This is a genomic window from Micromonospora sp. NPDC023814, from assembly GCF_040639595.1.
Taxonomy (GTDB): Bacteria; Actinomycetota; Actinomycetes; order Mycobacteriales; family Micromonosporaceae; genus Micromonospora.
The window spans coordinates 17,515-30,002 of the sequence record NZ_JBFAAF010000031.1; the positions used below are offsets into that span (position 1 = coordinate 17,515).

Annotated in this window: 13 protein-coding genes; 2 read left to right on the forward strand and 11 right to left on the reverse strand. The window is 74.2% G+C overall.

Going from position 1 to position 12,488, the window contains the following annotated elements; translation table 11 throughout:
• Window positions 1–65: 65 nt before the first annotated feature.
• The 7 genes from AB0G14_RS18420 to glyA form a co-directional block, all read right to left on the reverse strand.
• Window positions 66–887 (reverse strand): F0F1 ATP synthase subunit delta, encoded by an 822-nt coding sequence (locus AB0G14_RS18420; RefSeq protein WP_357698817.1) that lies wholly within the window; start codon window positions 885–887, stop codon window positions 66–68.
• Entirely contained in the window at window positions 887–1,426 is a 540-nt protein-coding gene (locus tag AB0G14_RS18425) for a F0F1 ATP synthase subunit B (RefSeq protein ID WP_350684039.1), read from the reverse strand. The genes AB0G14_RS18420 and AB0G14_RS18425 overlap by 1 nt, the downstream gene beginning before the upstream one ends.
• Window positions 1,427–1,456: 30 nt before the next feature.
• Complete coding sequence (locus AB0G14_RS18430) at window positions 1,457–1,693, reverse strand: ATP synthase F0 subunit C (RefSeq protein ID WP_357698819.1); 237 nt, start codon at window positions 1,691–1,693, stop codon at window positions 1,457–1,459.
• 67 nt (window positions 1,694–1,760) lie between these two features.
• The gene (atpB, locus tag AB0G14_RS18435) at window positions 1,761–2,558 is read right to left on the reverse strand and encodes a F0F1 ATP synthase subunit A (protein WP_350703602.1); all 798 of its coding nucleotides are present in this window, start codon (window positions 2,556–2,558) and stop codon (window positions 1,761–1,763) included.
• Between the two features lie 11 nt (window positions 2,559–2,569).
• Entirely contained in the window at window positions 2,570–2,806 is a 237-nt protein-coding gene (locus AB0G14_RS18440) for an AtpZ/AtpI family protein (RefSeq protein WP_350703604.1), read from the reverse strand.
• A gap of 200 nt (window positions 2,807–3,006) precedes the next feature.
• Window positions 3,007–3,441, reverse strand: a complete 435-nt coding sequence (locus AB0G14_RS18445; RefSeq protein ID WP_357698821.1) for a hypothetical protein — start codon at window positions 3,439–3,441, stop codon at window positions 3,007–3,009.
• A complete protein-coding gene (gene glyA, locus AB0G14_RS18450) occupies window positions 3,434–4,723 on the reverse strand; it encodes a serine hydroxymethyltransferase (RefSeq protein ID WP_350703606.1) in 1,290 nt (429 codons plus the stop codon). Before glyA ends, AB0G14_RS18445 begins: the two co-directional genes overlap by 8 nt.
• Before the next feature lie 35 nt (window positions 4,724–4,758).
• Between glyA and AB0G14_RS18455 the strand changes: the two genes are divergently transcribed.
• Window positions 4,759–6,222 carry an SDR family oxidoreductase gene (locus AB0G14_RS18455; RefSeq protein WP_357698823.1) on the forward strand — a complete coding sequence of 488 codons (1,464 nt, stop codon included), beginning with the start codon at window positions 4,759–4,761 and terminating at the stop codon, window positions 6,220–6,222.
• A 137-nt stretch (window positions 6,223–6,359) separates the two neighbouring features.
• Here the strand turns inward: AB0G14_RS18455 and AB0G14_RS18460 are convergent, their stop codons facing one another.
• The 4 genes from AB0G14_RS18460 to prmC all read right to left on the reverse strand — a co-directional run bounded on the left by AB0G14_RS18460 (window position 6,360) and on the right by prmC (window position 10,859).
• The gene (locus tag AB0G14_RS18460; protein ID WP_357698825.1) at window positions 6,360–8,471 is read right to left on the reverse strand and encodes a transglycosylase domain-containing protein; all 2,112 of its coding nucleotides are present in this window, start codon (window positions 8,469–8,471) and stop codon (window positions 6,360–6,362) included.
• 184 nt (window positions 8,472–8,655) lie between these two features.
• Window positions 8,656–9,267: a phosphotyrosine protein phosphatase gene (locus AB0G14_RS18465; RefSeq protein ID WP_357698827.1), complete on the reverse strand. Its 612-nt coding sequence runs from the start codon at window positions 9,265–9,267 to the stop codon at window positions 8,656–8,658.
• Window positions 9,268–9,912, reverse strand: coding sequence for an L-threonylcarbamoyladenylate synthase (locus AB0G14_RS18470; protein ID WP_350704136.1), 645 nt, complete (start codon window positions 9,910–9,912; stop codon window positions 9,268–9,270).
• The gene (gene prmC, locus AB0G14_RS18475) at window positions 9,912–10,859 is read right to left on the reverse strand and encodes a peptide chain release factor N(5)-glutamine methyltransferase (protein WP_357698829.1); all 948 of its coding nucleotides are present in this window, start codon (window positions 10,857–10,859) and stop codon (window positions 9,912–9,914) included. Before prmC ends, AB0G14_RS18470 begins: the two co-directional genes overlap by 1 nt.
• 73 nt (window positions 10,860–10,932) lie before the next feature.
• Here prmC and AB0G14_RS18480 point away from each other — a divergent pair, with 73 nt between their 5' ends.
• Window positions 10,933–12,483, forward strand: coding sequence for a GGDEF domain-containing protein (locus tag AB0G14_RS18480; protein ID WP_357698832.1), 1,551 nt, complete (start codon window positions 10,933–10,935; stop codon window positions 12,481–12,483).
• Window positions 12,484–12,488 lie beyond the last annotated feature (5 nt).

Genomic DNA, 12,488 nt, shown 5'->3' on the forward strand with positions numbered 1-12,488 from the left:
CGGGATACCTAGTACCGACCGGTCCGAATGGCGTCTATTCACAGGCGCTGGGCGGCGGTGCCACCTCAGCGCTTCGCGAGCGCGTTGCGGCTCTCGTTGAGGCGGCGCAGGACGGTGCCGTCGTACAGGTCGGAGCCGACCCGCACGCTCACGCCACCGAGAACTCCGGGGTCCACCGTCTGCTTGACGGAAACCTCTCGACCGTATATCGCGGAGAGGCTCGCGCCCAGCCGGCGCTCGTCCTCGTCACTCAACGGGGCCGCGACGGTCACGTACGCCACCTGCCGGTCCCGCCGGTCGGCGGCGAGCTCGACCAGTCGGGTGAGCGCCCCGGCGAAGGAGCGACCCCCGAAGCCGCCCAGCGCCGCCTCGACGAGGCGGAGGGTGACCGGGCGGGCCTTGCCGGCGAGCAGCTCGCGGGCCAGGGCGGCCCGCTGCCCGACCGGGGCGATCGGGTCCGCCAGCGCGTTGGAGAGCGCCGACTGACCGGAGACCACCTGACCGAAGCGGAACAGCTCGTCCTCGACCTCGCCGAGGTCGCCGGCCGAGTCGGCGCTGGCCAGCAGCGCCTCCACGCCCAGCCGCTCGGCGCCGTCGAGCAGCTCCGACGGCGCCGACCAGCGGCCGGCGACCAGCGAGGCGACCAGGTCGAGCGCCTCGGCGCCGATCTTGCCGCGCAGCAGCTCGCCGAGCAGGGCGGTGCGGTCCGCGCCCGAGCGGGCCGGGTCGGAGAGCGCCCGGCGCAGCCGCGGCTCGCGCCGCAGCAGGTCGGCGACGGAGAGGATGTCGTCGGCGGTGGTGGCCACCGCCGACGGCTCCGCGCCGCGGACGTACGCGTCGAGGCGCTCGGCCGCGACCTTGTACGACTCCCGGCTGGCGGCCTGCATCAGCGGGCCCCCGCGCTCTCGAGACCGCTCAGGAACCGGTCGACGGTGCCCTTGCGACGCGCCTCGTCGGCGAGCGACTCACCGACGATCTTGCTGGCCAGGTCCACCGCGATCGTGCCGACCTCGGTGCGCAGCTCGCGCACGATGGTGGCCCGCTCGGCGGCGAGCTGCTCCTTGCCGGCCGCGATGATCCGGTCGGACTCCTCCCGTGCCTTGGCGAGGATGTCCTGCCGGATGCCCTCGGCGTCGGCCCGGGCGTCGTCCCGGATCTTGGCGGCGTCGGTGCGCGCCTCGGCGAGCTGCGCGCGGTACTGCTCGAGGAGCTGGTTGGCCTCGGCCTGGGCGGCCTCGGCGCGCTTGATGCCGCCCTCGATCGCGTCCACCCGAGCCTGGAACGTCTGCTCCATGCGGGGGAAGACGAACTTCATCAGCACGACGCAGAGCAGGGCGAAGGCGATGCCGCCCACCACGATCTCCTGCCAGATCGGCACGATCGGGTTGTGGGTCGACTCACCACCCTCAGCGGCGAGCAGGAACATGGAAGACCTCCCGGTCCGAGGGGGGCGGAATTACTGAATCGGGCCCTGCCAGATGAAGCCGAAGGCGATGCCCAGCAGCGCGAGCGCCTCGATGACGGCGAAGCCGATCCAGACGTACGGCAGGGTCATCCGGGACGACTCCGGCTGGCGGGCGGTCGACTGGATGTAGGCGGCGAAGACCAGGCCGACACCGATGCCCGGGCCGATGGCCGCGAGACCGTAGCCGATGGCGGCGGTGCTGCCCTCTACCGCGGCGTAGATGTCCATTAGTGGGTTCCTCCTGGTTATCACGCGTGACGGTCACGCGGGACGACAACTGTTGGTGCGAGGTGGATCAGTGCTCGTCGGCGAGCGCGCCCTGCACGTAGCTGGCGGTCAGCACGGTGAAGACGTAGGCCTGCAGGACGATCACCAGGAACTCGAGGAAGGTGAGCGCGACGGTCATCGCCCAGGACAGCACCGAGACCGGCGCGAGCCAGGCGTTGGCGTTGAGCATCGCGAAGCCGCCGAGCGTGAAGACCAGCAGGAGCATGTGGCCGGCGAACATGTTCGCGAAGAGACGCACGGCCAGCGAGAACGGCCGGACGAGGAAGGTCGAGAAGAACTCGATCGGGATCAGCAGCGGCAGGATGTACCAGGGTGCCGGCGGGATGAGCGAGTTCTTGATGAACTTCCCGGCGCCGTGGTGCTTGATGCCGGCGTAGATGAAGAGCACGTAGCTGATCACGGCGAGGAAGGCCGGGAAGGCGATGTGCGAGTTCGGCGAGATCTGGAACAGCGGCACGATCGCGAAGAGGTTGGTCAGCAGGATGAAGCAGAACAGCGTGGTGAAGTACGGCGCGAACCGCACCCCCGCGTGCCCGATCATGTCGACCGCGATGTTGTTGCGCACGAAGCCGTAGATCGACTCGGCGAGCCACTGCTTCTTGGTCGGCACCAGCTGCGGCTTACGGTAGCTGGCCAGGAAGAAGATGATCAGGACGCCGACGGCGATCCAGACCATCGCCGTGATCTTGGTGAACCAGTAGGAGTCGTGCGCACCCCAGGGCAGGATGCTGGGCAGGTAGAAGTCCTCCACGCTGGGTGGGAATGCCGCCTGGCCCGCTGCCAGGACGTTCGCCTGTCCGAACACCGCGTCCCTTCCTAAGTAGGCGTGCCGAGTCGACGGACGACCAGGATGATCCCCCCGGCCATGCCGAGCACGACGCCGATCCCGGTGGCGATGCCGCCGGTGTCGAGCCACTGGTCGACCAGCCAGCCGATGAAGCCCCACACGAGCATGCCCGCGATCAGGTATGTGAGCGCGGTCCAACCCTGGCCGGCTCCGGTCGGAACGTCGTCCGGGCCGCCGCTGGGTCGGGGGGGTTGGTCACCAGCCATGACGGGGCGAACGATATCAGCCGGGAATACGAGGCTGTGCCTCGCCCCCCGCACAACCGTCGTTGTGTGGGCCGGTGGCGGGCAGCGTCGTCTGTGGGCACGCTACTCCCCTTCCGCCAGCGTGCAAATGACCGGTGGCGGACACATTTCCGCGCCGTCCGGGCTGTCGGCCACCACCGTGCCCGCCACCTGCGGCGGGCTCAGCGGGGACGGCGGGCGTGCACGGTGGTGAGCCACCAGATGTGCACGCCGGTCCAGACCACCACGCCGGCGGCGATGCCCAGGCAGAGCGGGATCAGCCCGGGCCAGCCGGTCGACGCCACGGCCACCATCACGACGCCCAGCAGGGTCATCTTGGCCGCGTACAGGCCGAGGCCGAACGGGAGCACGAGCTGCGGGTTCACCGAGTCGGCCCAGGCCAGCACCACCGTGGTCAGGGTGTAGCTGGCCGCCGTGACACCCACCCCGGCCGCCGCGCCCAGCGCCGCGTCCGCGCCGCCGGCCAGCGCCCCGGCCAGCGCGGCCACCGCGATCAGCAGGCCGCTGGCGGCCAGCAGGACCGGCAGGTGCCGCAGCCGCCAGCGCCGGTCGGCCGCCGCGGTCGCCGCCGGCTCGCGCACCCCGGGCTCAGCCACGGGGGTACGCCGGGAAGTCGGCGACCAGCGCGGTCACCTCGGACGCGATCCGGGTCAGCTCGTCGGCGCCCCCGGGGGCGGCGGGATCGGTGCGCACCGCGCGGGCGATCAGCCCGGCGATCCGGTGCATCTCCCCCTCCCGCATCCCCTGGGTGGTCACGCTCGGGGTGCCGACGCGGATGCCGGAGGCCACCATCGGCTTCTGCGGGTCGTACGGGACGGCGTTCTTGTTCAGCGTGATGCCGGCCGCGTCGCAGCGGGCCTCGGCGTCCGCGCCGGTCACCCCGGCCTCGCGCAGGTCGATCAGGGCGAGGTGGGTGTCGGTGCCCCCGGAGACCGGGCGCATGCCCTCGGCGGCCAGCCCGGCGGCGAGCGCCTGCGCGTTGCTCACCACCTGCGCCGCGTACGCCTGGAACTCGGGCTGGGCGGCCTCGCGCAGCGCGACGGCCTTGGCGGCGACGGCGTGCATCAGCGGCCCGCCCTGGGTGAACGGGAAGACCGCCTTGTCGATGCGCTGGGCCAGCGGCTCCCGGCAGAGGATCATGCCGCCGCGCGGCCCGCGCAGCACCTTGTGCGTGGTGAAGCAGACGACGTCGGCGTGCGGTACCGGCGACGGGACGGCCTTCCCCGCGACCAGCCCGACGAAGTGCGCCGCGTCCACCATCAGGTACGCCCCGACCTCGTCGGCGATCTCGCGGAACCGCGCGAAGTCGATCAGCCGGGGATAGGCCGTCGCGCCGCAAATGATCATCTTGGGGCGGTGGGCGAGGGCCAGGTCGCGCACCTCGTCGTAGTCGATCAGCTCGGTGTCCCGGCGGACGGTGTAGCCGACGGTGTGGAACCACTTGCCGGAGAAGTTCACCCGGCTGCCGTGGGTGAGGTGGCCACCGTGCGGCAGGTCCATCGCGAGCACCGTGTCGCCCGGCTGCACCAGCGCGGCGTACGCGGCCAGGTTGGCGCTCGCCCCGGAGTGCGGCTGGAGGTTGGCGTGCTCGGCGCCGAACAGCTCCTTCGCCCGGGCGATGCCGATCTCCTCGGCCCGGTCGACCTCGGCGCAGCCGCCGTAGTAGCGCCGGCCCGGGTAGCCCTCGGCGTACTTGTTGGTCAGCGTCGAGCCGAGCGCCGCCAGCACCGCCGGCGAGGTGAGGTTCTCGCTGGCGATCAGCTGGAGACCGCCCCGGAGCCGGTCCAGCTCACCCAGCACCACCCCGGCGATCTCCGGGTCCGTCGCGCGGAGCTGGTCGAAGTCCGGCCCCCAGAAGGTGCCCGTCTCAGTAGCCACAGCGCCAGAGTCTATTGGGCCGCACACTGGAAGCCGTGAGATGCCTGGTCACCGGAGCCACGGGTTACATCGGCGGGCGGCTCGCGCCCCGGTTGCTGGCCGAGGGGCACACGGTGCGCTGCCTCGCCCGCAGGGCCGGCCGGCTGCGGGACGTGCCCTGGGCGGCGCGCGCCGAGATCGCCGAGGGCGACCTGCGCAGGCCGGAGACCCTGGCGGCCGCGTTCGAGGGCGTGGACGTCGCGTACTACCTGGTGCACTCGCTCGGGCAGGCCGGCTTCGAGGCCGCCGACCGGGAGGCGGCGGCCAACTTCGCCGCCGCGGCCCGCGCCGCGGGCGTACGCCGGATCGTCTACCTCGGCGGGCCGGAGCCGGCGGCGCACCGCGAGGTTCCGTCGGCGCACCTGCGGTCCCGGGCCGAGGTGGGACGCATCCTGCTGGGCAGCGGGGTGCCGACGGCGGTGCTGCGGGCGGCAGTGATCATCGGGTCCGGCTCGGCCTCGTTCGAGATGCTGCGCCACCTGACCGAACGGCTGCCGGGCATGGTCACCCCGCGTTGGGTCCGCAACCGGATCCAGCCGATCGCCGTCCGGGACGTGCTGCGCTACCTGGTCGGCTGCGCGAGCCTGCCGCCGGAGGTGAACCGCGCCTTCGACGTCGGCGGGCCGGACGTCCTCACCTTCCAGGACATGATGCAGCGCTACGCGCGGGTGGCCGGGCTGCGCCGCCGGATCATCGTGCCGGTGCGACCGCTGACCCCGTCGCTCTCCTCGTACTGGGTCGGGCTGGTCACCCCGGTGCCGAACGCGATCGCCCGGCCGCTGGTGGAGAGCCTGGTCCACGAGGCCGTCGCCCGCGAGCACGACATCGCCACCCACGTCCCGGACCCGCCGGAGGGGCTGACCGGCTTCGACCAGGCGGTCGCGCTGGCCCTGGCCAAGGTGCGCGACGGCGAGGTGGAGACCCGCTGGTCGACGGCGAGCGGCCCGGACGCGCCCGCCGAGCCGCTGCCCAGCGACCCGGAGTGGTCCGGCGGCACCGCCTACACCGACGTACGGGAGCGGGTCGTGCACGCGCCGCCGGAGGCCCTGTGGCGGGTCGTCGAGGGCGTCGGCGGGGAGCACGGCTGGTATTCGTTCCCGCTGGCCTGGTCCGCGCGGGGCTGGCTGGACCGGCTGGTGGGCGGCGTGGGGCTGCGCCGGGGCCGGCGCGACCCGCACCGCCTGCGGGTCGGCGAGGCGCTGGACTTCTGGCGGGTGGAGGAGATCGTCCCGGGCGAGCTGCTGCGGCTGCGCGCCGAGATGCGGCTGCCCGGCCGGGCCTGGCTGGAGATGCGGGTGGCCCCGCTCGACGGCGATCGCAGCCGCTACCACCAGCGGGCGGTGTTCCTGCCCCGCGGCCTGGCCGGGCACGCGTACTGGGCGGCGGTGGCGCCCTTCCACGCGGTGGTCTTCGGCGGGATGGCCCGCAACATCGCCCGGGGCGCCGAGCAAACCCCCTGACCCCCTCCCCCTGACCCTCCCCATCACGCGATCTTGCAGTTGTGGCCCGGGATTCGCGGCTCTTGTCCGCACTTGTCAGGGCCGAAAGTGCAAGATCGCGTGGGGGAAGGGGCGGGCGGGGAGGGGGGTGGGGTGGGTTAGTTGCCTGTGCGGGCGCCGGTGTAGCGGAAGGCGGTCGCCTCGCTGGGCGGCACGAAGTCCCGGACCGGCTGGTCGCGCAGGGCGAAGGAGAGCGTCTCGCCCACCGCCTCGACCAGTTGCCCCTGCACCCGCTGGCCGACCGCGTCGCGCGGGTCGTCGGGGTTGGTGGCGATCGAGGCGACCACCAGTTGCGGGGTGAAGGCGACCACGGTCTCGGTCGCGTACCCGTCCGAGCTGCCGGTCTTGCCGGCCACCGGGCGGCCGAGCTGCCGGCGCAGCCCCTCGGCGGTGCCGCGGTCGCACTCCCGGTACATCGACTGGTCGCCGACCGGGCAGCGGGCGGCGTCGGCCGCCGCCCGGGCCACGTCCGTGTCGACCACCTGCCGGCAGTCCGGCCGCGCGGCGGCCACCGGCCGGCCCGCCGCGTCGGTCACCGAGACGACGGGCAGCGGCGCGCACCACGTCCCCTCGGCCGCCACCGCCGCGTACGCGCCGGCGAGGTCGAGCGGGGTGGTGGCGGAGACGCCGAGGGTGAACGGCCCCCACTCGCGCGCCCCGTGGCGGGCCAGCCGCGCGTCGTCCTCGGCCCGGAACACGATCCCGAGCCGCTCGGCCATCTCCACCACCCGGTCCGCGCCGACCCGCTCCGCCAGCCAGGCGAAGTAGGTGTTGACCGAGTTGCCGAACGCCGTCCACATGGTGTGTTCGCCGTCCATGTCGCTGTTGGCGTTCTGGGGGCACCAGTACCCGTCGCAGCTCGCCGCCCCGCTCGCCCGGAAGTCGGTCACGATCCGCTCCGGCGCGTCGAACTCCGTGTCCAGCGGCAGCCCGGACTCCAGCGCGGCCAGCATGGTGAAGATCTTGAACGTCGAGCCGGCCTGGTAGCCGTCGATCGCCCCGCCCCCGGCGACCAACTGGTTGACCGTGTTCGGGTGGTTCTTCTGCCCGGCCGGGTTGCCGGCCACGCTGTAGTTCCGGTTCACCGCCATGGCGAGCACCCGGCCCGTGCCGGGCTGGACCACCGCCGTCGGCACCGCCCGGCGGTCGTCCAGGGAGTAGATCCGGCGGACCTGCTCGGTGGCGGCGCGCTGCACGGCCGGGTCGAGCGAGGAGACGATGGAGAAGCCGCCCCGGCGCAGCGTGAGCTGCCGCTCGTCGACCGTCCCGCCGAACGCCGGCTGGGCGTTCCACCAACGGGTGAACCAGTCGCAGAAGAAGCCCCAGTCGGCGTGCTCCTCCGGCACGGCCGTGCAGTCGTTCGGGGTCTGGCTGGGGCGCAGGTGCAGCTGCTCGGCCCGGGCCTGGTCCGCCGCCGCGGCCGGGACCTGACCCGACTCGACCATCCGGTCCAGCACGTACGCCCGGCGGGCGAGCGCCGCGTCCGCGTCGCCGTTGATCGGGTCGTCGGTGTGCGGGGAGCGGACCAGCCCGGCCAGCAGCGCGGCCTCGGCCAGGGTGAGATCCGCCGGCGCCTTGGAGAAGTAGCGCTTGCTCGCGGCGGCCACCCCGTACGCCCCGGCCCCGAAGTAGGCGATGTTGAGGTAGCGGGCGAGGATCTCGTCCTTGGTCAGCTCCCGCTCCAGGGCCAGCGCGTACCGCATCTCCTGGATCTTGCGGGCGGTGGTGAGTTCGGTGGCGGCGGCGCGCTGCCGCTCGCTGAGCCGGGGGTCGTTGCTGAGCACGTTACGGACGTACTGCATGGTCAGCGTGGACGCGCCCTGCCGGGTCTCCCCGCTGCCCTGGTTGACCGTGAAGGCCCGCACCGCGCCGCGCAGGTCGACCCCGCTGTGCTCGTGGAACCGGACGTCCTCGGCGGCGACGATCGCCTGCCGCATCACCGGCGCCACCTCGGCCAGCGGCACGTCCACCCGGTCCTCCTGGTAGAAGGAGGTGATCAGGGTGGTGCCGTCGTTGGCGTAGAGGTTCGACCGCTGGGCCGTCGGCGGCGTGCGCAGCGTGTTGGGCAGCTCCGAGTACGGCGCGGCGAGCGCCGAGAACCCGATGCCGAACACCAGCGCGGTCGGCAGGGCGGCCGCCGCGAGCGCCACGCCGGCGAGCACGCCGGCGAGCAGCACAGTGAACAGTCTTTCGAGGTGTGCCCGGGTCATCAGCTCTCCCCGCAGGAGCCGGTCAGGACCCACCCAGAATGACCTGAAAGGCCCCCTCCACCGCCCCTTTCCCCCAAACCCGCAGGAAACTCACGCGCGAGGGTAACTCCGGCGGATTACGGCACGAGCCCGGCGGCGCGGGTGGGCGGCCACGGCGGGAGCCTGCCCGGGGCGAGGCGGGCGGCTACGGCAGGAGCGCGGCGGCGAGGGGGTGGACGGTCTCCTCGATCTCGTCGGCCACCCGGCTGAAGCACTGGTCGCCGCGCCCCCACGGGTCGTCGAGATCGTCGGTGGGCAGGGCGGTGGTGCCCTCCCGGGCGGCGTGGGCGGCCGCCACCAGCGCCACGCCGCGCGCGTACACCCCCTCCGGGGTGGCCTCGGCCGGGGGCAGCCCGGCCGCGTCCACCGCAGCGAGCAGCCGGCCGAACTCGCCCAGCACGAAGGTGCGCGCCGCGGCGTCGGGGCGCAGCGCCACCACGTACTCCTGCTGGTCCGCGGTGGCGGTGAGCACGAGGTCGGCGGCGTCGATGTGGTCCGAGCGGAGCTTGCGGGCGGCGAAGCCGTCGGTGCTGCCGCCCCGGGTGGTGACCTGGCGGGCGGCCGGCGGGTTCATCTCCTCACCGGCGTGCCAGCCGCCGGTGCCCGCGCTGTGGCTGTGCAACAGCTCGTCGGCGCGGCCCGGGTCGGCCTCCCGCCGGGCCAGCCGCTCCCGGACGGCGAGGGCCAGCAGCCGCTCGGCCATCGGGGACCGGCAGATGTTGCCCATGCAGACGTGCAACACGGTGAACGGCGGCACTCAGACCCCCTGGCCGACGAGGATGTCCGGCACCACGTCGCGCAGCTTCTCCAGCGGGACGGCGCCCTGGCGGAGGACCTGCGGCACCTCGCCGGTGAGGTCGACGATGGTGCTCGGCACCGGGTCCGGGCAGGGCCCGGCCTCCAGGTACGCCCGCACCGAGTAGGCGAGCTGGTCGCGGGCCTGCTCGGCGGTGAGCGCGGCCGGCTGGCCGGTCTTGTTGGCCGACGCGACCGCCATCGGGCCGGTCTCGCGCAGCACCTCCAGCGCCACCGGGTGCAGCGGCATCCGCACCGCCACCGTCCCGGACGTGTCGCCGAGGTCCCAGCGCAGGCTCGGTGAGTGCTCGACGACGATGGTCAGCGCGCCGGGCCAGAACGCCTCCACCAGGTCCCGCGCGGCCTGGGGCAGCGAGTAGACCAGGCCGTCGAGGGTGTGCCGGGAGCCGATCAGCACCGGCGGCGGCACGTGCCGGCCGCCCTTGGCGTCCAGCAGGGCCTTGACCGCGTACGGGGTGAACGCGTCCGCGCCGATCCCGTAGACCGTGTCCGTCGGCAGGACGACGAGTTCGCCGTTCTTGACCGCCTCGATGGCCGCAGCGATGCCGCGGTCCCGGTCGGCGGGCGACCGGCAGTCGTAGAGCATCACGAGGAGTCAGTCTGCCACGCCGTGTGGGCGGCGGCGTGCGGGCCGTCCGCCCGACGGGACGCGGTGGCGAAGCGGGGCCGGCCGACCAGGTCCGGGTGGTCGGCCACCGCCTCGAACCGGCCGTCCGCCGCCAGCAGGTCGGGCACCGCCGTGCCGTGCGTGTCGTCGTGCTCGACGCCGAGCGCCCCGCCGGGGCGCAGCAGGGCCGCCGCCCGGGCGACCACCGGGCGGATCACCGCCAGGCCGTCCGCCCCGCCGAAGACCGCGCTGGCCGGATCGTGCCGGCCCACCTCCGGCGGCACCGGCACGTCGGAGGGCACGTACGGCGGGTTGCAGAGCAGCACGTCGACCCGGCCGACGAGGTCGGCCAGCAGGTCCGGGGCGGTGACGTCCGCCGTCACCACCTCGATCGGCCGGTCCCCCGCCGCCGCCCGGGTCGCCGCGTTCCGCCGCAGCCAGGGCAGCGCGTCGGCCGAGCGTTCCACCGCCACCACCCGGGCGGTCGGCACTTCCTGGGCGACCGCCAGGGCGATCGCACCGGAGCCGCTGCACAGGTCCACCACCACCGGGGCGGCCAGGCGCCCGGCCCGCGCGATCCCCCAGCCGGCCAGCAGCTCGGTCTCGGGCCGCGGCACGAAGACACCCGGCCCGACGGCCAGCTCCAGGTGCCGGAAGCCGGCGACGCCCGTGAGGTGCTGCAACGGCTCCCGGTCGGCCCGCCGGGCGACCAGCCCGTCGAACCGGTCGAGCTGGTCGGCGGTGAGGTCGTCGGCCAGCGCGAGCCGCCCCCGGGGCACCCCCAGCACGTACGCGGCCAACTGCTCCGCCTCGGCGCGGGCCGCCTCGACGCCGGCCTCGGCCAGCGCCCGGGCCGCCCGGGACACCGCCACGGAAGGGCGTTGTCGTCTCGTCCCTTCGGACGGCTGTTGCGGCGCGGTCGTCACGAGATAATCATGAGGCGTCGCGCCGGACATCACGAGCGGATGCGTCCGGGCGCACACCGACAGGAGGTCGCGGGTGGGTTGGCTCGACCGGGTCACCGACCAGGTTGACGCCCTCACGCGGTCGCGGGCGTTGCAGGAGTCCAGCCGTTCCGCCGAGGCGTACGCGATCCTCGACCGCGTCATCGGCACCACCACCGACCCGTACGCGCGGGCCGACGCCCTGGTGCAGCGCCTCTCGGCGGTGATCAACCTGGGCCGGACGGCCGAGTACACGCGGGCGGTCGAGGAGGCCTCCACCGCGGTCCGCGACCTCGCCGAGCCCTACCTGCACGGGCACCTCAACGCGCTGGCCGCGCTCGCCGCGCACCACCAGGGCGCGCTGGACCGCTGCGTCACGCACCTGGTGAAGGCGGCCCGGGCGCTGGGCGCGGTGCCGGATCCCGACCGGGACACCGCGTGGGGCTGGCACGACCTCGCGATGGCCTACTCCTACCTCAGCTTCCACGGCTACGCCCTCGGCGCCATCGAGCGGGCCCGGCAGCTCGGGACGGCCGCCGGGATCCCGGAGGAGACGTTCGCCGCCCCCGGCATCCGGCTGCGCAACGCGGTGGCGCTGGACCACAACGGCGACAGCGACGGCTGCCTGCGGGTGCTGCGGGACGTCGCCGCCGACCTGGACCGGTTCCTGCGCAGCGGCCGGGCCGAGAGGCTGCGCCCGAGCAGCCTGGCCGCGTACGGCTACGCCGCCGCCCGGCGGGGGGCCCTGGGCGACCGGCTGGAGGTCGGCACGGACGCCGCCCCGGCGCGGTTGCTCGGCCACGGCGGGGACAGCGCCCGGGCGCGGGACATGCGCCAGCTCGGCCAGGTCTGCCTCGCCGTCGCCGAGGGCCGGCCGATCGAGGCGGTCACCCGGCTGGACACCGTCCAGGTCTCCAGCGAGACGCTGGGCGCGGCCGAGCCGGCGCGGCTGCGCAGCATCGCCCTGGCCCGCTCCGGCGACCACGCGGCGGCCCACCGGGCCGACCGGCTGGCGTTCCGGCTGGCCGCCCAGCGCAACGACCGGCTCCGGGACGTCTACATCGACGGCATCGCCGCCCGCATCGACCACGAGGAGATGCGCCGCGAGGCGGCCCGCTTCGAGGGCGAGGCGCTGACCGACCCGCTGACCGGGCTGCCCAACCGGCGCCGGCTGGAGCGCTACATCGCCACGGTGGTCGCCGGCGGCGACCGGGTGGTGATCGGCGTCTGCGACCTGGACGGCTTCAAGGCGGTCAACACCCGGCACGGGCACCACTCCGGCGACCTGGTGCTCCAGCGCGTCGCCGGGGTGATCAACCGGGTGATGCGCCGGGGCGACTTCGTGGCCCGCTACGGGGGCGACGAGTTCGTGGTGGTGCTCCCCCACGCCGGGATGGCCGAGGCGGCCGAGGTGGGCCGCCGGATCGACGCCGCGGTGCGGGCGGAGGACTGGGAGTCGCTGGTGCCCGGCACGCCGGTCGGGGTCAGCGTCGGCTTCGCGGAGGTGGGCGCCACCGGCCCCGGCCTGCGCGACGCCCTCAGCGCCGCCTTCGAGGCGGCCGACCGCGAGATGCTCCGCGCGAAGACCCGCCCCCGCGCCTCCTGACCCCG

Excerpts from the sequence above, each read along its gene's own strand:
- AB0G14_RS18420 (WP_357698817.1), bottom strand. The coding sequence starts at position 887 with ATGCAGGCCGCCAGCCGGGAGTCGTACAAGGTCGCGGCCGAGCGCCTC.
- AB0G14_RS18425 (WP_350684039.1), bottom strand. The coding sequence starts at position 1,426 with ATGTTCCTGCTCGCCGCTGAGGGTGGTGAGTCGACCCACAACCCGATC.
- AB0G14_RS18430 (WP_357698819.1), bottom strand. The coding sequence starts at position 1,693 with ATGGACATCTACGCCGCGGTAGAGGGCAGCACCGCCGCCATCGGCTAC.
- AB0G14_RS18440 (WP_350703604.1), bottom strand. The coding sequence starts at position 2,806 with ATGGCTGGTGACCAACCCCCCCGACCCAGCGGCGGCCCGGACGACGTT.
- AB0G14_RS18460 (WP_357698825.1), bottom strand. The coding sequence starts at position 8,471 with ATGACCCGGGCACACCTCGAAAGACTGTTCACTGTGCTGCTCGCCGGC.
- AB0G14_RS18470 (WP_350704136.1), bottom strand. The coding sequence starts at position 9,912 with ATGCTCTACGACTGCCGGTCGCCCGCCGACCGGGACCGCGGCATCGCT.